We start from the raw sequence: 19,943 nt of genomic DNA, 5'->3' as shown, positions 1-19,943 counted from the left end.
GCCCTGCCTTAATAAACGCCTTCCTCGCCCATCTTCCTCGCCAGCCTATTCGCCGCCATGACAAGCACGAGCCCGATAAACGATTTGAAGAAGCCGATCGCGGTGCTGTAGCTGAACTGCCCCTGCCGCAGCCCTGCCGTATACACATACGTATCAATAATTTCGGCAACATCCCGATTCATCGAATTCAGCAGCAGATACACATGCTCGAAGCCAAGCTCAAGCACATCGCCGATTTTCAAAATAAGCAAAATGATGATGACGCTTCGAATCGCAGGCAGCGTAATATGCCACACCTGTCTCAGACGGCCTGCCCCATCCATGCGCGCCGCTTCATAGAGTCCAGGATCTACGGAGGCGATTGCCGCCAAATATATGATCGTTCCCCAACCCGCTTCCCGCCAGATGACCTGAATGATATACGTTGGTCTGAACCACTCGGGACTGAGCAGGAAATTGACTTTTTCGAATCCAAAATACGCAAGCAGCTCGTTCACGATGCCGCCGTCCGACGTCAGCATGACGAAGCTGATCGACACGATAATGACCCAGGACATAAAGTGAGGCAAATAGATAAGCGTCTGAAACGTTCTTTTGAAAAACGACAATCGAACCTCGTTAAGCATGAGCGCCAATATAATGGGTACCGGAAAAAAGAAAAGGATGTTCATGCCAAACAGCAGCAGCGTATTCGTCAAAATGTTCAAAAAATCAGGCTCCGTAAACAATCGCTCAAAATGCTTGAAGCCGACCCAGTCGCTGCCGCCAATTCCCTTGAACGGCTTGTAGTCCTGAAAGGCGATCGAAAGGCCAAGCATCGGAATATATTTGAAAATAATAAAATAAAACACGCCCGGCAGCAGCATGACATAGAGCCATTTGTTTTTCCAAATGCGCTTCTTAAGCTCGCTTGTTCTAGGCTGAGGCACCCTTGCCTGCTGAATGACCGTTTCCTGCATAGGGGTTCTTCCTTTCCACGGGAGGTTGGGGAGACTGCCCGGTCGCCCGGACAGTCTCAAATGCTGCTGTATCTAGCTCGTTAAGCTCGGCTAATCGTTATTTTTTGAACGCTGCATTGTACTCCTCGATAATTTGAGCCCCGCCGCGCTTCTTCCACTCCTCAACCGCCTTGTCGAACCCTGCCTTATCGATTGCCCCGTAAATATATTTGTACGTCGCGTCCTTAATGATTTCCTGAAGCTCCGTGCCCTTCTCCGTATACGTAGGCGAGTCTAGCGGCGCCGTAGGATCGGCAATCGCGATTTTCTCGTTCTCAATGATGAGCTGCTCCGCATGAATCCGGGCAGGCAGCTCGTGGAAGCCCTCCAGCATGCCGTTCGTTTCCGGTTCGCCGATGACGCTGTCCTTAAAGCCTTTGACCTCGCGCTCCGTCAGCTCTTTGTCTGCCGATGCTTTTGCTTTGCCATCGACTACCGTATAATGAGTGCCTTCAATTCCCCAATACATCATGTTCGCCACTTCCGGCGTCATCAGCTTATCGAAGAAGGCCAAAATATTTTTCAGCTCCGCTTCGTCCTTGATCGCAGACTTAGGGAACAACGCTACGTTGTTATAGCCCGGAATGGACCATGAAGCCAATTTCCCGTCTGGCCCGGCAACCATGCTATGCGTATCGACAACGGCTGTCGGCACGTTTTTGACCAGATCCTTCACCAGAGAGTCCACATCCTGCATCGAGCCGATATATACGCCCGACTTGCCGCTCGTAAACATATTGACCTGATCGGTCTTGCTCGTTGCGGCAAAATCGACGTTCATCGCCTTCGCATCACGAATTTTTTTGATATAATCCATCGTTGCCGCATACTCCGCTGTCGCGAATTCAGGCACGAGCTGACCGTCCATCTCGCCCCAGTTGTTTGGCGTGCCAAACCATGCGGAAACGGTTTTGAATGCGCCATAAATAAGATCGTTGCGGTCAGCTAAGCCGATCGTATCGGGCTTGCCGTTGCCGTCCGGGTCGCCGGTCGTAAATTTCTCCATCATGGCAAACAGCTCATCTACATTAGCCGGTGCGGCAATGCCAAGCTTATCTGCCCAGTCCTTGCGGTAAATAATGCCTTGGCGGGCCAGCGGCCTGCCGATGTACACCGAGTACAGCTTGCCGTCCACCTTCGTATTGTTCAAAATCTCTTCCTTCAGCTTGCCGAGGTTCGGGAACTCGCTAAGGTAAGGCCCGATTTCCCAGAATTGGCCCTCGCGGATCGCTTCCTTCATTTGGACGAAGGTCGCTTGGTTTTTCAAATAAGTAACCTGCGGCAGCGAGCCTGTTGCGAAGGAGGCGTTCAGCTTCTCCTCATACGTGTCTGCCGGGAAAAACTGATACGTCAGCTTCGTGTTCGTCAGCTTTTCCAGCTCATTCTTGATCGTATCCGGCGGTGTCTCTGCGATGTTAAGAGGAAGCATAATCGTAATTTCGGTCGGTTTCTCCGGCTCCGCTGGCTTGGCTGTTTCTTCTGTCTTAGCCCCGCTGTCATTGCTAGGTGCCGGCGTCGTCTTATTGCTGCCGCCATTCCCGCTTGAGCAAGCTGCGAGCATTAAGCTAAACGTCAAAACCACGCCCATCAGAATCGAAAACGATTTTTTCTTCATACTGCGTTGACCTCCATATATCGTTTTGGGTTGCTGCCCCTTCAAGCTACCATCCGCGATTAGAGTGCCGAAACAATCATTTGCACATATGGCGAGCAGGTTGCGAAGCATCTGAGCAAATGATTATTGCCCTAACGGATGACACTTCACCTGCAAGCGGCTGAACCCACCGTTTCCATGTACAGCAAAAAAGAGCAGAGCGAAGCATACGCTCCACCTTGCTCTTTCTATCGTTCTTTCCGCTTCCGCTCGTTACCTCTGAAAATAGGCATCCGTATACTCGCTCATCATCAAGCTGCCGCCGCTGCGCTTCCAGCGGTCAACCGCAGCATAGAAGCCCTGCGCGCTAATCTGACCGAGCATATACTGATACGTCGCATCGGAGACGATTTTGTAAAGCTCCATGCTTTTCTCATCATACGTTTTCGATTCCAGGCCGATCGTAGGGTCCTTCACGATAAATTTATCGTTGTCCGCGCTAAGGCGCTCCGCCATCTCCCACATCGTCTCTTTCTCCGCTGCCTTCAGCACGTTCGGATTGCTCAGGTCGGCAATCATAAGCGCATAAAGCGCATTGACCTCTGTAACGCGAAGCTGCGAGGTCTCCTCGGGCAGCTGCACCTGATTGCCAGCCATATTATAATGCTTGCCCTCTATGCCGTAGCGCATAAGATTGGCAACATCCTTATCCATCGTGCGATCGAAGAAAGCCAGCTGCTCCAGCAGCTCCTCCTCGGTACGAATAGCTTTTTTCGAAAATAAATATAGGCCGTTGTAGTTCGGAATCGACCAGACGCGGTAGCCCTCAGGCCCTTGGATCCGGTTCACCAGCGTGAAGCGCGCCTCGGGATTGATCTTCTTCGCCTCGTCCGACAGCCGCTGCACGTCAGTCATGCTGCCAATATATACGCCCGCGGCGCCTCGGATTATTTTGTCCCGCTGCATATCCTTGCTCGTAATGGCAAAATCCGCGTTCATCAGCTGCTCGTCGTATAGCCGCTTCATGAAATTCATCGTATCCATATACGGCGCCGTTTCGAATTCAGGCACGATCTTCTTATCCGTGATGCCCCAATTGTTCGGCGTGCCGAGATACGAGCTTAACGTCTTAAAGGCGCCGAACACAAGATCGTTGCGATCAGCCAGCCCAACGGTATCCTTTTTCCCATTGCGGTCGGGGTCGCCCAGCGTAAATTGCTTAATAACCTCATACAGCTCCTCAAGCGTCCCCGGCTTATTCAGCCCCAGATTATCCAGCCAGTCCTCCCTTAAAATAACGCCTTGTCTGGAAGACGGACGCTCCGTGTACAGACCGTATATGTGTCCATCGATAGCGGCTTGCCCTAGAATGCCGGCATCCAAATGCCGCAAATTTGGGAACTGCTGCAAGTAAGGCCCGATTTCCCAGAACGAGCCGGAACGAATCGCATTTTTCACAAAAATATAGTCGGTATGCTTCACAAAGGTCGCCTTCTTCAGCGAGTTCGTGGAAAGCGCCGTGTTCATTTTATCGGTATAAATGCCGTCCGGCACCCAGTTGATATCCAGCTTCACATTCGTTAAGCCTTCGAGCAGCGTAATGATTTCCTCGCTTGGCGGATGGGGAAAATGCAGCGGCGCCATAAGCGAGATCGCCCTCGATGCGCTATCGTCATTCCGCTTGCTTGGAGACGAGGATGCCGCGCAGGAAGCGCATAGGATTAGAATCAGTAATGCTATAAAAAAGCGACAGCTTATACGCAGTCCTGCGGTCTTCAAATCGTTGCCCATTATGCAGCCCCCTTGTCTTATCAGCCTTTTCTGCCCATAATCTAAGGAAATGATTATCGGCTGGCCAGATGATTATTGCTCTAAATGTATGCGTTTACTAAAATAAAGCAAATGCTCTCTTATTCCTAGACAAGGTGTTGATAGCTGTGCGATCCTTAACCTTTTTGAGCAAGATGACGATCTTCGGCTTTCTGCTCAGCACGCTTCCGGTTATCTTTATCGGCGCGTTCTCTTACGCAACATCTTCCAAGGAAATCCAGAAAAATGTAAACGCAGGAAAAATGCAGCTTATTATGCAAATTAACTCAAATGTAGAGCAGAAATTGACGACTGTCAACCATACGCTCAATCAGGTCATAAATTCTACGGTATTGAAAAAAGCAATGAATCAGCCGCTGACCGTGGGCGAATTTGTTATGTACGACGACTTGCGCAGCGAGATTCGGCATATGCAATCCTTCGATACGAAGCTCGAGGATGTTGTGCTGATTAACGAGCGGCATAACTGGATGATCAAAAACTCCGGCCTCTATGCATTCGAGCAATACGCTTATTATGAGGAGCTATCCCGTCTGACGCAAATACCCGAAGGCACCTCTTGGGTGCTTAACCCGTCCAGCTGGTTTTATAGCGAAGAGGCTGCTGGCAGTGCGGCTTGCAGCTACAGCATCAGTCTAGTGAAGAAGCTTCCGACGAACGGACTTGAAAAGTACGGCCTGGCGCTCGCCAACATTCCGACCTGCAGCCTCCAGGAGCTGCTAGTGAGCGATGAAGGGAACTTCTCAAATATTATGATTTTGGACGATCAATATCGTATTTTGGTGCATCAGGATCAATCGCTCATCGGCAAGCCCGCAGCAGTAAGCGGGCTGCATACGGAAGAGCTGGCGGAGCCCTTCGGCCAATTCACGGCGTCCATCGAGCAGAAGGATTACTCCATCACCTATTACCGCTCCGAGCTCAATGGCTGGATCTATTTGTCGGCGACCTCCATCGCAAGCATGACGAAGGAGTCGAACAAAATCGGCACCTATACGCTTTACGTTTGCCTGTTCATGCTAACGCTGTCGATGCTGCTTGCTTGGATCGGCTCACGCCGCATGTATTCGCCGATCCAACTGCTGCTGAATCAATTCGGCGAACGGTTGACGGACGTACAGAAGCGGAAAACCAATGAATTTCAAGTCATCGGCGAGCGCGTCTCCCATCTCTTCCAATCCAAATCGGAGCTGGAGAAGGAGGTTCGGCAGCATATTTCACAGGTGCGCACCTTCTTCTTCATGAAGGCGTTTCAAGGAAATATCAAGCCGAGCGAAATCAATGAGAAGCTTAGCGGGTTCGGCTTTGGGACGCAGATGAGCGAATGGAAGACGATGGCTGCCATTACGCTGCAAATCGATTTTTCCGATAACAGCCGTTACTCAAGGAGCGATCTGGAGCTGCTGCTATTCGCTGTCCATAACATGGTTGAGGAGCTTATCCCCTTTGAGCAGCGGCTTGCGCCAGTCATCATGGATCAAACGATCGTCACGATAATCGGCAGCACGGAATCTGACCTAGAAGCTTTCCATAATGCCAAATACGCGCTTACTGAGCAGCTCCAGCAGCAAATTGCCAGCTACCTTCACGTGCAGGTCAGTATCGGCATGAGCTTGCCTTTCAGCTCCTTCGCCTCGCTTGCGATTGCGTACAGGGAAGGGCTTGAGGCGCTGAAGCATCGCATGAAGCTAGGCCAGGGCATCATCATTCAATACGAGAATGTCAACGCGGGCAAGCATTACTTGAATCTCAACTATCCCGCGCATATCGAGAACGAGCTTATGGATGCCATTAAGCTGGCGGAGAAGGATAAAGCGAAGGAGCTGCTGAGAGCTTTTTTGCAGGCGGTGTTTGCGGTAGAGCTGTCGCCTCAGGAATATCAAATCCCGCTTGCCCGGCTGCTGAACAACCTGCTGATCGTCATGCAGGAATCCGGGGTAAGCTTGAGCCAGATTCACAAGTCAAAGGGCTCGCTGCTCGAAGAGCTGCTTGAGCTGCATATCGTTGCCGAGATTGAGGACTGGTTCTGGTGCGGCGTCGTCTACCCGATGATCAAAATTTTCAAGGACAGGCAGGAAGCGCAGTATCATAACATTTCGGAGAAAATCATCGATATCGTGCAGCATCAATATGATACCGATCTTACGTTAGAGGAATGCGCGTCGCGCCTTCACTATAATGCGAACTATTTGAGCAGCGTGTTCCGCAAGGAAACAAACTACTCGTTTAGCGAATATTTGTCGATGTACCGTTTCAAAATGGCCAAACAATGGCTTGCTGACAGCGAGCTTCCGATTAAGGATATCGCAGCCAAGCTGCGCTATAACAACCCGCAAAACTTTATTCGCTCCTTCCGCAAGCAGGAGGGCATTACGCCCGGCCAATATCGCGAGAAGAAACGCATTGTGTAGATGGTAATAATATACATTTAATTTGGAAGAAGCTGTGCTATAATCTTCAAAATAAGAAGGAGGCTATGCGAATGCTGCAACGACCATCAAAGGAAGAATATATGCCTTATTATGAGCAATATATTGGATTGGTTGGCGAAGGCTCTGTAACGGACATACTCGAAAAGCAACTGGCAAGCACGACCGAATTGCTCTCAAATCTGTCAGAAACGCAAGCCGACTACCGCTACGCGGAAGGAAAATGGTCGCTCAAGGAGGTTATCGGCCATATCACAGACAATGAACGCGTCATGAGCTACCGTTTGCTGCGAGCAGCGCGCGGCGACAGGACGCCGCTTGTCGGCTACGATCAGGATGAATTCATGAGCGGCGCTACGTTTCATGATTGGACGTTCCCGCAAATTATCGAGGATTACATTTCCGTGCGACGGGCTACACTCACCTTGCTGCGCGGCTTATCGGAAGCAGCATGGCTTCGCTACGGCGTAGCTAACGGAGCCGACATTACGGCTAATGCGCTAGCTTATATCATCGCAGGGCATGAGATTCATCATCTGAACATCATTCAAGATAGATATTTAGTGAAGTAGGCAATTATTGCTTATAGCTTCCTCTCATAAAATCATGTATGTAAACCTATTGATATGATAATATGGTTAACACACATGATTTTTTCTTATAAGGAGCGGTAATGCGATGACAATACGTTTGCGCGGTCACCATCTGCTTTGTTTGCTCGGCTACCGAGGCATGGGGTATTCGGATGATTTTTGCGTCAATATGACTGCGATATATGAACAGCTGCGGTCGGAGCCAGAAACCGAGATTGAGATTATAATTGGTCCCGACGACGTGTGCAGAGCCTATCCAGCGGACAAAACCAATCACTGCGAGGGGGCTGTGTATGAATTGGATGCGGACGTACTCTCGAAGCTTGGACTGAAAGCAGGCGAGCGCGGCAGCTGGCAATCCATCTGCGACCGTGTAGCTGCTACTATGGTGCCGGAAGACATCAGCCATCTTTGCGTAACCTGCCCGTGGGAGAAGTATGGTGTTTGCGCAGAGGGAGTAGGACTGATTGTGGATGGCAAGCCGCTGCCTAAAGTAGGCGCTTGAAATGGGTTGTCCTTTCCATATGGCGCTTGTAGTTTCTTGAGGAAATATGCATGTTAAGAGATTCGAAATAATTGAAATCAAATCATAGCGCAACTAAAACGAGCCATTTACGTCTATTCACTTGAATCAAGAAAATATTGGGAATTAGGTGAGTAAATGAGAAAATGCTTTATCTTCCTATTGCTCTTGAGTTTATTTGCTGCAATGGGCTGTCAGAATGCGAATAGTAACTCTATAAACGCAGCATCGCCTGAGGAAGCCGTGAACAATCTTGTGAAAAATTCTGAGATAAATCAAACAGACTTGTTCTCCATTCATTCAAACGGGAACGCTATTTCACTTAAAACGTGGGAGTATAAAATCAACTTAGAAGAAGTATTGGGAAAACCCATCTCTGAGAATATTGAAGCATTACAAGGAGATGGCTTTACAGGCTCATTTTTAAAAAAGCTTACGTACGATGGACTTGAAATCGATTTATTCTCGCCTAAGGATGGCAAAACTTTTTGGATTATGACCATGACGATATCCAAAAAAGGCTACACAACCTCAAGAGGAGTCGAATGGGGCAGCACGATTCAGGAAGTTAAGAACGCATATCCGGATATAAAAATAGCGGATGAAGGAAGAACCGCCGAACTGAATGATGAAGAGTCCAATACTTTACGATTTGAGGTAGAAGAAGGGATCGTAACCCAAATAAAGATCTATCATTCCATCCCTTAATTGTAAGTTCTACTCTCTCCGTACTTATAGATTTCGACATTGCGGCAAGGAGGTGCATGAGCACTGCTCCTTGCCGCATTTTTTATCTATTGGATCGTTAGCCGCTTCATTCCGTTTATATAAGGCTGAAGCGCTGCTGGTATGCGAATCGAGCCGTCCTCCTCTTGATGATTTTCGAGAAGCGGAATGAGGATGCGCGGGCTTGCCACAGCCGTGTTGTTGAGCGTGTGACAGAACTTTAACGCGCCGTCCTCGGCACGATATCGTATATTCGAGCGGCGCGCCTGAAAATCATGCAGGTTCGACGACGAATGTGTCTCCCCGTAAGCAAGGCGGCTTGGCATCCATGTCTCGATATCGTATTGCTTATACGTTTTTTGCGACATGTCGCCTGTGCATACCGCCATAACCCTGTAAGGCAGCTCCAGGCATTGCAGCAGCTCCTCGGCGTTCGCCGTTATTTCCTGCAGCAAAGCTTCCGACAGCTCGGGATTGGCCTTGCACAGAATGACCTGCTCGACCTTTGCGAATTGGTGTACCCGGTATAAACCATGAACGTCTCTGCCTGCCGAGCCTACCTCGCTGCGGAAGCAGACCGATGCGGCTGCAAGCTTGATCGGCGTCTCTGCGTCTACGATTTCGTTCGCGTAATAGGTAATCATCGGCACCTCCGAGGTGCCGACCAGCCATTTATCGTCGCCTGTAATCCGGTAGCTCTGGTCCTCGCCGAGCGGGAAAAATCCGGTATTGCTCATCGCATCGGTACGAACCATCAACGGGACATCCAGCGGCGTGAAGCCTTTTTGCAAAAGCAGATCAAGGGCAAGCTGCTGTACAGCGCGGTGGAGCAGGACGCCCGCTCCCTTCAAAAAGTAGTTGCGGCTGCCCGCAGCCTTCACACCTCGCTGCACATCCACCATATCATGCAGCTCACCGAGCGCCATATGATCCCTCAGCTCGAACGCAAAGCTTGGCGCTTCGCCAACGCGTCTCAGCTCCACATTGTAGGCATCCGAGCGACCGTCCGGCGTATCTGGCGATACAATATTCGGAACAAGTGCCATCAGCTCTGCTACATGCCGCTCGGCCTTTGCAAGCTCCGCTTCCACAGCACAAAGCTTCTCATTCGTCTCCTTTACGCTTTGCTTCGTTTGCTCTGCTACTTGCTTAGCACCTTGACCCAGCAGCGTGCCGATATCATGCGAGAGCTTATTGCGAATTTGCCGCAAAGCCTCCGTCTCCTGCAGCAGCAGCCGCTTCTTCTCATCCCACGAAAGCAGCTCAGCAATGGAAACGTTGATCCCCTTCTGATTTGCCACCGACTGAACCTGCTCGTCATTTTGCCTCAACCATCTCATGTCCAACATGTCACCGCGCTCCTTTTCGTTTGGAAAAATAGAAAAAACGCCCTCATCCCATATGGGACGAGGAGCGTTTTTTACTCGCGGTGCCACCCAAATTGACCAAACAGACGCACTGCCTGATCCTCTTTGTTCCGCGATAACGGGCGGGCCCGGTAAACTTAGGGGGAGGGTGCTTCCCTTCCCTTGACGAGAACGCCTCCGAGTTGGATTCTCTTCACTGGCGTGATCCGATAATTAATTTTGTAGTAATATAACATATTCATCATAAGAAATACAAGTGTGCTTATTTGGAGAAAAACAACTTATTGCCAGAGCGGAATGCTATCTTAGGCGGCTTAAAAGGTTTTGCAGCGCCCATTCACGAATAGTACAAATAGGATAACGATCTTAATTACATGCTGGACACTGTATTAGGCAGGCCGCTTGAGGTAACAGGCCTCTCCTTCGGTTAGATCTCGTTTTTTATTGTCCGCAGCCTGCATTTCGACAATGAGCAGCTGACGCCTAATTCACGTATATCAGCTGCTGTGGCGCCTTGGCTTGATCAGGTCGGCCGCGCGCAGGGCTATCAAATTGTCAAACTCGATTTACTCCTCTACTGTAGGAACATATATGTTTTTACAACCGTCTCTCACTCCCGCACACGCCGATTCCACGCCATAAGCACATATGCGTGCTTAAAGACAACAATCACCGCATGTTACTCCTCTATAAGCACATATATGTTCTTACTGCCTTCTTTCGCACTCCCGCACACGCCGATTTCACGCCATAAGCACATATGCGTGCTTACTGACAACAAACTCAGCCTCTTACTCCTCTTTAAGCACATATATGTTCTTACTGCCCTCTTTCGCACTCCCGCACACGCCGATTCCACGCCATAAGCACATATGCGTGCTTAAAGACAACAATCACCGCATGTTACTCCTCTATAAGCACATATATGTTCTTACTGCCTTCTTTCGCACTCCCGCACACGCCGATTTCACGCCATAAGCACATATGCGTGCTTACTGACAACAAACTCAGCCTCTTACTCCTCTTTAAGCACATATATGTTCTTACTGCCTTCTTTCTCACTCCCGCACACGCCGAATTCACTCTATAAGCACATATGCGTGCTTAAAAGCTGTCATTGAACAATCTACACCGGCCATGATTGAAAACAGAACGATAGGTTTAAGATAGTAAAGAGAATTAATGGATGGGTCAGACGTACCCGCCAATCCTATAGGAGGTTCAACATGTTGAACAGCATGACGGTTTTACCATACGCTAAACGCAAGAAGAAAGGTTTTGCCGCTTTTGCGGCATTTGGCATAGCAATGACCTTATTGGCAGGCTGCGGACAAACGGGGACAAGCAATAGGGACGCTGGCGCTAACAAAGCCACCATTGCCCCTGCGAATCAAGCTGAAGCGACGAATGCGATGAGCGAGGAGGATAATCCTTTCGAAGCTGCTGGCATTAACGATCCCAAAGCGTTTATCAAAATGTTTGAGCTTGCCAAGGCAGCCGTTGCCGCAGATGAGAAAGCCGCTGTCGCAGAGCTGATCCTGCTCCCGCTTCAGGTCAATGGAAAGTCCCCTATGGAAATTAAGTCGAAAGAGGAATTTATAGAGAACTATGACCAGATTATGACGAAGCCTGTAAAAGACGCACTGGCCGCGCAAAAGGTTGATGATCTTTTTGTTAGAGATCAAGGCGTTATGGTCGGAAACGGCCAGCTTTGGTTCGGCGCATCCGCACAGGAACCTCAAGTGTACGGCATCATTGCCGTTAATCCCGATGTCGCCCTCACAACGAATTAATCACTAAACCAAAATTAAATATCGCATCTTTGCTTCCCATAATCCCATACACCAAAATAAAGACGCCAGCGAACGCGCTGGCGTCCTTTCCTTTATGGCTTAGCTGGCAGTCCATTCGCGCTGCGAATCAGCGAGAAGTACTGATCGGCGAGAACCGGAACATACTCAGATCCAAGCGAAGCTTGCAGCTCGGCAATGTCAGAAGGCGTGAGGCTCCACGCAAGTAGACCTAAGGAAACGAACAACGGCGATTTTCCGTCCCACTTAGCCTTGGCGTCGGCAAGAATCTTCTGTCCGTCCTGTACAGTGCTGATGCCTTGAATCGTCGAGACAGGAAGCTTGCCGTCGACAATTTCTACACCATAGCGATCTTCCCAGCTTAGGAACAGCCCTTGAGCTTTGTACTCTTTGATGTAAGCTGCAGCATGCTCGTCACTCAGCGGTACATTTTTACTGTCGACGCGGTTTAATACGTAAGGAATCGTCATGCCTGTCTTCTCCATGTACGAATAGGACTGCTTCAAGAAAGCGGCAAACGATTCCGCTGGCCATGCGTTTGGATAGAAGTAGCCTGCGCCGGATGGTCCTGCGATAAGCAGGTCATTATCTGTTGCAGTCTCTTGGAAGTAATTCAACATCGCAGGTGCGCCATCATAGAGCAGCGGGCTGGATGTCCAGTTCAGCGGCACTTTGCCGCGGCTTGGATCATCCCATAGAATACGCATTCTATGCTGATTGTATTGGAAGTTGTCACCCTCGCTGAACGTATACGTTACATAAATTTTGTTCTCCAGCTTCGGCGTCTTCGCCGCCTTTGCTTTGACAGCGTTCGCCTTTGTTCCGGAGAATACCGTCAGGTTGCTGAACCAATCGGCTGCTAGCACATAGACGCCGTGATTGGACAAAATCTCGACACCGCTGAACTCGCCGTCTACGTCATTGCTGAACCAGCCTAGGTATGGCGTGCCCGGCTTCACGTCCGCTAAAATTTTCTCGAAGAGCGCCTTCTGCTCAGGCACGTTGGAATCGAGCCAGAACACCATCGCTTTATTTGCTACGGCATAATCACGCAAGTAGCCGTAAGGCTCCTTCTGTTCGGAGGATACCGGCTGTTCATTGCCAACGGAAACCTTATATTGATTCCACATATCGACGGAAGCCGTCAGCCGTTTTGTACCAGCAGGCGGAGTAAATTTATAGATGAAGTAACGGTTGTTGTCGGCAAACCGATGTCCGCCGTTGCCCTCAGACACTTGAGAGCTCTGCCGATCATACAAGAACGGCTCTTCTTCCGGTGTACCCGGGATAAATTTCGCAATGGCCTTGCCGTCCGCCAGGATCGTTACCTCATGCACAGCCGTTCCCCAGCCGTCCTGCAAGAATGCATCGTCGAAGCGCAGATATACGTCCGACTTGCCAAGGCTCGAGCTTAGATCAAGATCATACACCTTCCTATTGGCACCGTCACGCTCCTGCGTTGTATCTTGCGCAATGACTTTGAACAGATCCTCTTGGCCTGCCGGAAGCCTGATCGACGTGTCCGGACTAAGACCGACAAGCATCCGATGCGTCGTCTGGCTCCATAGATTATCATACTGCCAGGTGTAAGCGTCCAGCCTATCCTTGAATTTCCCTTGAAGATCGTCCAGCACTTTCAAGCTGTACGGCTCGGCCTGCAGCTTCTCCGCCAGCTCAGGGCTCGCAACCACGCCGCCTTTCAAACCAGCTAACGTTGTAGCCACGTTAACGGAGTCCGGTACGTTCGGATCGTATATAACAATACCGTTTATTTCGTTCTTGTATTTACGGACGATCTGCCAATAATCGTCTCTCACCTTGTAGGTCACATCTAAGTCATTTAGCCATGTGTACTTGCCTTCCTCCTTGTTCTCCAGCAAATAAATGCGGGGCTCGACACGATTAACACTACCTTGCAAGGTTGCCATTAGAATCTTTATATCGCCTGGCGCATCATAGATATCCGCCACGTCCAATTGCTTAATCTTCGAAAAACTTGGAAGCGCTTGCTTTTCTGGCCAAGCAATCGTGCTCGCCTGCGGCTTCTCCTTGGATTCAGCGGCAGATGCACCTAATGACATGGACAACGTACAAACGACAGCAAGTCCGATAACGGTAAGCTTACGCAACATGGTCTACACCTCAGTTTAATAGTGGTTTGGAGGACAGCCTCTTGACGCGCGCGTTTTCCCCTAAGCCTCCTTTACTCGGCAGCATCATTTCACTTCCTCACAAATATATATTTATTATATTGATAATATAATTACAACCACTTCGACAAAAGCTCTCATCTTCCCCCATCAATTTGAGTCTCTTTATACAGACATCATCTGTATACCTAGTCAAAATATCCTGTATCAAGTGGGACGAATCACAGGTTTTATCTTCGAAAATTGTATATATTATACATAACAAATATACCACTCTCCTTGCCATAAAGAAAAAAAGCGCCTGCGGCTACGAGCCGGCAAGCGCCTTGCGAACAGATAAAATATATTTGGATTGATCGAGCGGATTTACGCCACGGCGTACCCGCTCCGCTTTCACATCTGGCGGACATTCACGATAACCCGCGAATAAGGTTGCCAAGGCGCCTCTCCCATTCGTCAGCGAGCCGAATCGTGCAGGAAAATCGAGCGAAGTAGCTACCGGAAGCGTGCCTTCAATCTCCATCCTCTCCTGCCTGACAACCGGCGTATCGAACTCCCCGCGCATAAGAATGAGCTCGTTCATCAGCTTGCCGCCCGTCTCCTCCGGAACGGAGATACGGAACGACAGCATCGGCTCCAGCAGCTTCACCCCTATGCGAGATAATCCATCCATGATGCCCATCGGCGTTGCAACCGCAAAATCAAGCGGATGCGTGTGCCACACATGATGCTCCCCTTCAACAAGCGTCACCTTCAAGTCCGTTACTTCCCAGCCAAAAAGCCCCTGTTGAAGCGCCTCGGGAACGGTTCTGGCTACTTCATTCTGATAGCGATCGAGCAGTCGTTCCGAGCGTACAACGGAGCTAAAGGTTATTCCGCTTCCTCGTTCGCCAGGCTCGATATGAAACCGCAGAATCGCCCAGCACGGCTTCGGCATCGTATACGCGATGAAGCCCTCTCCTGCCTGTGCAGGCGTCTCTTTATATATAACCGACGGCTCGCCAAAATCAGCCTTCAAGCCATAGCGATTGTGCAGAACATGCGTCAGCACCTCGATCTGAATGGGCCCCATCACTTTGAGATGCAGCTCCCGCTGCTCCTGCAGCCATTGCAAATCGAGCAGCGGGTCCTCATCAGCCAGCTCCTGCAGCGCAACTACAACTGCCGGATACTCGGCCTCGTTGCTCCAGCGCACCTGCACTGTTAGGAGCGGCACGGCCAACCGCGTCTCGCCGGGAACATAATCGCCGCAGCCGACAATATCGCCAATGCGCGCCTGATTCCAGCCGCACACAGCCGCAATATCACCTGCTGCAAGAAGCCCAACATCCTCGGCCTTCTGCCCATCGATTTTGCGGATTTGCGTAACCTTCTCTTCGATTTGCTGCGTCTCATTCCGAACGGAGTCGCGGTTGCGAATGACGCCGCTATACAAGCGCACATAAGCGATTCGCCCCATCACGGCATCACGCTCGATGCGGAAGACGACGCCCGATACCGGTCCTTCAAGCACAACCGCAGGCGGGGGCAGCAGCGCAACCATCGCTTGCATGAGCGGCTCGATGCCGATTCCTCGATTCGACGCGCCAAATAAAATCGGAAACAGCTCACCGCTCTGTGTGAGCGAGCGCAGCATCTGATTCAGCTCCGCCTTCGGCAGCGTCCCGCTGTCCAAATAATGAAGCAGCAGCGACTCATCCTGCTCGGCCACCGTTTCCTCCAGCAGCTGCAAATAGGACTGCACCTCTCCTGTATCGCCAGCTGCATCATCCAGCACGCTCACCGCGCCGCTAAAACTATCCTCCACGCCAAGCGGTGCCTGTACCGGCGCTGCCTGAGGCGAAAGCAAACGACGAATTTGCTTTATCGTCCCAAGCGGATCGGCTCCAATCCGGTCCATCTTATTTACGTAAATAAGCGTCGGAATATTTCTCTCCCGCAACGCTTGCCAAATGACCTCCGTCTGCGCCTGCACGCCCTCAACCGCCGAAAGGATGAGCACCGCTCCGTCCATCACGCGCAGCGACCGCTCGACCTCAGAGAGGAAATCGACATGTCCCGGCGTATCGACCAAATTGACCGTAGCGCCTTGCCAAGCAAAACGCGTCGCTGCCGCTCTTACTGAAATCCCTCTGGAGCGTTCAACCTCCAAAAAATCCGTCTGCGCCGTACCCGCGTCCACGCTGCCAAGTGATCGGATGCGACCGCTGCGAAATAAAATCTGTTCCGTTGTCGTCGTCTTCCCTGCGTCGACATGGGCGAATATGCCGATATTTCGTATATGTTTTGACTCATTAAGCTCCATCCTGCATATCTCCTTACTTGCTGTTCCTTTCTTTATCGTAACTCTGAAAGCGCATAACAGCAACAAAAAACGGCTCACCGCTGCATTGCACGGTGAGCCGTTTTCTATAGGCGCTTTGCCCCAAGGGTCCTTGCCAGCGCCTTCGAAGCTAACGGCAAACTTCTCGGTACGCGTCACGCCATGCAGGCTCACGTCTCCGACACTTAGACATCCTTATATATTTTACTATGAATACTTGTCATCCTATTACGAATGCAGGACTGACGCCTTTTCCTTGCTCTCGCGCTTGACCAGCGCATGCTTCTCCCACGCTCTGCTCCTCCAGCGGAAAAACATAATAACCGCGCGCAGCCATTCGTCGGCCGCAATCGCAAGCCAAATGCCCGCCAAGCCCAAATCCAGCGTAAAAATAAAAAAGTAACCGAGCGGCAAGCTCATTGCCACCATAGAGCCCATGCCGATCCAGAGCGGATATTTCGCATCCCCTGTTGCCCGCAGCGAGTTGACGAGCACGATATTGATCGTTCGTCCGGTCTCCAGCACGATACTAAGCAGCAGCACGTTTACACCCAGCCGAATAATTTCCTCATCATCCGTGAACATGCGCATAAGCGGCTCGCGGAATGCAATAACGAGCAGGACCGCGAACAAGGTTACGCCGCTTGCCCAGCGCACGCTTTTCCACACGCGATGATAGGCTGTCGCCTGCTCGCCCGCACCCACAAGTCTGCCGACGATAATCGACGTCCCCATGCCAATGGCGAAGGCGAATAGATACGTAAACATCGAAATGTTGTTTGCATAGTTTTTGGCTGCCAAGGAAGCCTCGCCAAGATAGGTCGCATAAAATAAGAACATGATTTGGCATGCTTGGTACATCACCTGCTCAAGCGCTGATGGAATACCTATTTTCAATATTTTGGAAACATACTCCTTGGATAGCGAGATATAGTAGCGCAGCTCCACTCTCACCGACATAATCCGATACAGCAGCCAGAAGAAGACGACCAGCGCCAGCGCACGGCTGATAACCGACGAAATCGCTGCGCCTTGAACGCCCATCTCAGGAAAGCCGAACTTCCCAAAAATAAGCAGATAGTTGCCCACGATATGAACGATGTTCATGCCGAGCGATACGTACATTGCTTCCTTCGTAAATCCATGCACGCGTATGATGGCAGAAATAGAATTAATAATCGCTTGCAGGAAGATCATTCCGCCTACGATTGATAGATAGCTTTTGGCATGAATGAGTATCTCGCCCTGCAAATTCAGCATCTGCAGCAAATGCCCGCCAAACAGCACGAACATTAAGCTGATCATCAGTCCGACTACGAGATTGAGCGTAACGGCCAGCGCTGATATTTTCGCCGCTTCTATAAACTTCCTTGAACCGATATATTGCGCGACTACGATCGATGCCCCGTTACCGATTACCTCTAGCAGCAAAATCGCAATATGCAAATATTGATTGGATGCTCCGACGCCGGATACCGCATTATCCGAAATCGCGCTCAGCATCAGCGTATCCGCAATTCCCATAAGCATAAACAAAAAGATTTCCAAAAATATAGGCCATGTCAGAAAAAATAGATTCAATCCTTTCTGCTCATGCTGCCCTTGTGCACTACCGGCCTCTGCCGTTGCCATGATGTCACCTTCTTCTAAATTGGAAAAGTAAAGCACAAGGTATCGTAGCATATTGGGCTGTCTATTGCACGCGTGTTTTATTTATTTCCATGCACTAAATGATGGCAATATCTATGAAAGCGCATAAAAAAAGACTGTGCTATGATCGCTAGTAAACGACCTCAGAACAGTCTTCCTCTTTATTGTTTAAAATGATAGATATCATTATTGCTCTTCAGACTCTTCTTCAGCAGCTTCTTCCTCAGCCGCCTCTTCTTCCGCTTCCTCTGCAGCTTCTTCCTCAACCGCAGCAGCCGCTTCTTCTATTTCCTCTTCCAATTCAGCCTCAACAGCTTCTACCGCTTCTTCCGCTGGAGCCTCTTCGGAAATTAGTTCCACGGACTCCTCCGCGCCTTCTTGAACTACTTCTTCTTCTTGGCTCATATCATTCACCTCCTACTTCTTAATACCTTAATTGTAGCGCTTTCATAGAACTAAACAAGAGGTGTAAAATGTCGTTTCATAGGAACTATTTCCGCAATTTGTAGCATTCGAGTTCATTCGCTTTTCTTCGACCAAGACTTCCCAAAGACTCCCCGCCAGAGGTCTAGGACTGCGTTCCGACTTACGGCGGTTTTGCACAGCTAGTGAACTAGATAAGATGAATAACGACTAGTAAACGGTTTCTCATACTGCACGCAGAGGCATAAATAATCCCACGCTCAGGAGGCTTAGTAAGATGTATTCACTACTCACTAATTTGGAGCTCGGCGCCTTAATGCTTTTTGTTGTTTTCTCTTTTATAGCCGCTGGAAAAAGCATCCAAGCTCGTATACTTTAATACGGAGAAAATGCTTTACCGCAAAACCCGCAAGCTGCTCTTCTGGTCGATCAGCCTTAGCTTGCTCGCCGCTGCGGTGGCCACAGCCGATACGATGCTGGCCGCAACCGCTCATCCATTGTTTTGGATGGACCGGCTGCTCATTCGAACACCGCTTGCCGTACTCCCTGTCCTCCTTATTTGGTTTGGCTCCTTTCCTAGAATGCGCAAGTCGCAAGTTTACGCTAACCGCGCAGCAGAAGTCCGTGACCTTGAGCTCCGGCAAGTTTTACTCCTCCTAAGCAAGGTAATAGCTTCTATTTTTTGGATACCTTTATTCAAGGTTGATAAGCAATTGGCAAGCGTATAGGAAATAAAAAAAAGGAACCATATGAGGAATAAGCCCCCCTGCGGTTCCTTTTTTTATTTCTTATACAGTCTCGTATTTAATAAAAGTCATCTGTTGTTGAGGTTGTTTTACCCTTCCACTTCTTCCGCATTGTTAGAAGCAAATCCAGAGTAAGCAACATTTACATTAGCAGAGGAAGATCTATAGGTAACGGTATAATCACCACTTCGCATACCTTGTGGGAATTTTGCAGTGCTTCTCCAAGTAAAAGACTTACTTGCATTAACTGTTGTTGTAAAATACACCAGGCCAGTATCAACATGCGTTACAGATATTATAGTATCGCTTGTTCCATTATTAAGAAAATACAACTTTACATGTCCATAAGTTCCTGGCACTACAAATGAAGAGCTGGTTTGTTTAGCACCTGATGTAGTACCAGACCAATTGTTACCAATAGTAAAAGGAGTGATAATACCTCCAAAATTATTACCTTGTTGAGTTACTGAAGGCGGCGTTGGAACAGATCCCGTATTGTTTTGATCCGCTGCTGAAACCCCTTGTACCGAAACTGTCGCCAGTAAAGCGACCGCAGCCAAAGAAGTCAAATATCCTTTTTTCTTCATTTTCTATCTCTCCTTCTATTTTGTTACTAATTTAAACCCAATGAATACCATACTATTTCTGCTGAATGATAGCAACGCAAACTTGATTGGTATTTTCCGAAATTAGTTTTTCACTAAATTTGGTAAATTAAGAAAAACAATATTTTTAAATCATGAACTTTTTTAAATTATTGCATTTCTTCTGAATAACCCA

15 protein-coding genes are annotated in these 19,943 nt (G+C 49.5%); 6 read left to right on the top strand and 9 right to left on the bottom strand.

Annotated elements, in window-relative coordinates; genetic code table 11:
* Window positions 1-8: 8 nt before the first annotated feature.
* The 3 genes from AC2TDN_RS21370 to AC2TDN_RS21360 all read right to left on the bottom strand — a co-directional run bounded on the left by AC2TDN_RS21370 (window position 9) and on the right by AC2TDN_RS21360 (window position 4,383).
* A complete protein-coding gene (locus tag AC2TDN_RS21370; protein WP_484690123.1) occupies window positions 9-959 on the bottom strand; it encodes an ABC transporter permease in 951 nt (316 codons plus the stop codon).
* A gap of 97 nt (window positions 960-1,056) precedes the next feature.
* Window positions 1,057-2,613: an extracellular solute-binding protein gene (locus AC2TDN_RS21365; RefSeq protein WP_484690122.1), complete on the bottom strand. Its 1,557-nt coding sequence runs from the start codon at window positions 2,611-2,613 to the stop codon at window positions 1,057-1,059.
* A gap of 252 nt (window positions 2,614-2,865) precedes the next feature.
* Window positions 2,866-4,383, bottom strand: coding sequence for an extracellular solute-binding protein (locus tag AC2TDN_RS21360; RefSeq protein ID WP_484690121.1), 1,518 nt, complete (start codon window positions 4,381-4,383; stop codon window positions 2,866-2,868).
* A 146-nt stretch (window positions 4,384-4,529) separates the two neighbouring features.
* On the opposite strand from AC2TDN_RS21360, the gene AC2TDN_RS21355 reads away from it, so the two are divergent.
* From AC2TDN_RS21355 to AC2TDN_RS21340, 4 genes are all read left to right on the top strand, one after another.
* Complete coding sequence (locus AC2TDN_RS21355; protein ID WP_484690120.1) at window positions 4,530-6,833, top strand: AraC family transcriptional regulator; 2,304 nt, start codon at window positions 4,530-4,532, stop codon at window positions 6,831-6,833.
* Window positions 6,834-6,904: 71 nt separating this feature from the next.
* Complete coding sequence (locus tag AC2TDN_RS21350; protein ID WP_484690119.1) at window positions 6,905-7,423, top strand: DinB family protein; 519 nt, start codon at window positions 6,905-6,907, stop codon at window positions 7,421-7,423.
* 106 nt (window positions 7,424-7,529) lie between these two features.
* Window positions 7,530-7,949 (top strand): DUF1284 domain-containing protein, encoded by a 420-nt coding sequence (locus tag AC2TDN_RS21345; RefSeq protein WP_484690118.1) that lies wholly within the window; start codon window positions 7,530-7,532, stop codon window positions 7,947-7,949.
* Window positions 7,950-8,210: 261 nt separating this feature from the next.
* Window positions 8,211-8,675: a hypothetical protein gene (locus AC2TDN_RS21340; protein WP_484690117.1), complete on the top strand. Its 465-nt coding sequence runs from the start codon at window positions 8,211-8,213 to the stop codon at window positions 8,673-8,675.
* A gap of 86 nt (window positions 8,676-8,761) precedes the next feature.
* Here the strand turns inward: AC2TDN_RS21340 and serS are convergent, their stop codons facing one another.
* Window positions 8,762-10,042, bottom strand: coding sequence for a serine--tRNA ligase (gene serS, locus AC2TDN_RS21335; protein ID WP_484690116.1), 1,281 nt, complete (start codon window positions 10,040-10,042; stop codon window positions 8,762-8,764).
* 1,244 nt (window positions 10,043-11,286) lie between these two features.
* Here serS and AC2TDN_RS21330 point away from each other — a divergent pair.
* On the top strand, window positions 11,287-11,853 hold the full coding sequence (locus AC2TDN_RS21330; protein ID WP_484690115.1) for a hypothetical protein: 567 nt from the start codon (window positions 11,287-11,289) through the stop codon (window positions 11,851-11,853).
* Window positions 11,854-11,945: 92 nt separating this feature from the next.
* Here AC2TDN_RS21330 and AC2TDN_RS21325 read toward each other — a convergent pair whose 3' ends face one another.
* The 4 genes from AC2TDN_RS21325 to AC2TDN_RS21310 all read right to left on the bottom strand — a co-directional run bounded on the left by AC2TDN_RS21325 (window position 11,946) and on the right by AC2TDN_RS21310 (window position 18,399).
* Window positions 11,946-14,003 carry a GxGYxYP domain-containing protein gene (locus AC2TDN_RS21325; RefSeq protein WP_484690114.1) on the bottom strand — a complete coding sequence of 686 codons (2,058 nt, stop codon included), beginning with the start codon at window positions 14,001-14,003 and terminating at the stop codon, window positions 11,946-11,948.
* A 325-nt stretch (window positions 14,004-14,328) separates the two neighbouring features.
* Window positions 14,329-16,518, bottom strand: coding sequence for a GTP-binding protein (locus AC2TDN_RS21320; RefSeq protein ID WP_484690113.1), 2,190 nt, complete (start codon window positions 16,516-16,518; stop codon window positions 14,329-14,331).
* 54 nt (window positions 16,519-16,572) lie between these two features.
* Complete coding sequence (locus tag AC2TDN_RS21315) at window positions 16,573-18,027, bottom strand: MATE family efflux transporter (RefSeq protein ID WP_484690112.1); 1,455 nt, start codon at window positions 18,025-18,027, stop codon at window positions 16,573-16,575.
* 153 nt (window positions 18,028-18,180) lie between these two features.
* Window positions 18,181-18,399: a hypothetical protein gene (locus AC2TDN_RS21310; protein WP_484690111.1), complete on the bottom strand. Its 219-nt coding sequence runs from the start codon at window positions 18,397-18,399 to the stop codon at window positions 18,181-18,183.
* Between the two features lie 407 nt (window positions 18,400-18,806).
* Between AC2TDN_RS21310 and AC2TDN_RS21305 the strand changes: the two genes are divergently transcribed.
* On the top strand, window positions 18,807-19,145 hold the full coding sequence (locus AC2TDN_RS21305; RefSeq protein ID WP_482066069.1) for a hypothetical protein: 339 nt from the start codon (window positions 18,807-18,809) through the stop codon (window positions 19,143-19,145).
* Between the two features lie 107 nt (window positions 19,146-19,252).
* Here the strand turns inward: AC2TDN_RS21305 and AC2TDN_RS21300 are convergent, their stop codons facing one another.
* Entirely contained in the window at window positions 19,253-19,750 is a 498-nt protein-coding gene (locus AC2TDN_RS21300; RefSeq protein WP_484690110.1) for a hypothetical protein, read from the bottom strand.
* Between the last annotated feature and the right edge of the window lie 193 nt (window positions 19,751-19,943).

The sequence above is a fragment of the Paenibacillus sp. Y660 genome (assembly GCF_057221575.1).
Note: the sequence above shows the minus strand (reverse complement) of the source record. Positions and strands in the feature narration are given on the sequence as shown.

Bases quoted from the DNA above. Each gene is read 5' to 3' on its own strand.
- AC2TDN_RS21365 (WP_484690122.1), bottom strand. From the start codon at position 2,613: ATGAAGAAAAAATCGTTTTCGATTCTGATGGGCGTGGTTTTGACGTTT.
- AC2TDN_RS21345 (WP_484690118.1), top strand. From the start codon at position 7,530: ATGACAATACGTTTGCGCGGTCACCATCTGCTTTGTTTGCTCGGCTAC.
- AC2TDN_RS21315 (WP_484690112.1), bottom strand. From the start codon at position 18,027: ATGCTACGATACCTTGTGCTTTACTTTTCCAATTTAGAAGAAGGTGAC.
- serS (WP_484690116.1), bottom strand. From the start codon at position 10,042: ATGTTGGACATGAGATGGTTGAGGCAAAATGACGAGCAGGTTCAGTCG.
- AC2TDN_RS21300 (WP_484690110.1), bottom strand. From the start codon at position 19,750: ATGAAGAAAAAAGGATATTTGACTTCTTTGGCTGCGGTCGCTTTACTG.
- AC2TDN_RS21325 (WP_484690114.1), bottom strand. From the start codon at position 14,003: ATGTTGCGTAAGCTTACCGTTATCGGACTTGCTGTCGTTTGTACGTTG.
- AC2TDN_RS21330 (WP_484690115.1), top strand. From the start codon at position 11,287: ATGTTGAACAGCATGACGGTTTTACCATACGCTAAACGCAAGAAGAAA.
- AC2TDN_RS21360 (WP_484690121.1), bottom strand. From the start codon at position 4,383: ATGGGCAACGATTTGAAGACCGCAGGACTGCGTATAAGCTGTCGCTTT.
- AC2TDN_RS21305 (WP_482066069.1), top strand. From the start codon at position 18,807: ATGCTTTACCGCAAAACCCGCAAGCTGCTCTTCTGGTCGATCAGCCTT.
- AC2TDN_RS21310 (WP_484690111.1), bottom strand. From the start codon at position 18,399: ATGAGCCAAGAAGAAGAAGTAGTTCAAGAAGGCGCGGAGGAGTCCGTG.
- AC2TDN_RS21370 (WP_484690123.1), bottom strand. From the start codon at position 959: ATGCAGGAAACGGTCATTCAGCAGGCAAGGGTGCCTCAGCCTAGAACA.
- AC2TDN_RS21350 (WP_484690119.1), top strand. From the start codon at position 6,905: ATGCTGCAACGACCATCAAAGGAAGAATATATGCCTTATTATGAGCAA.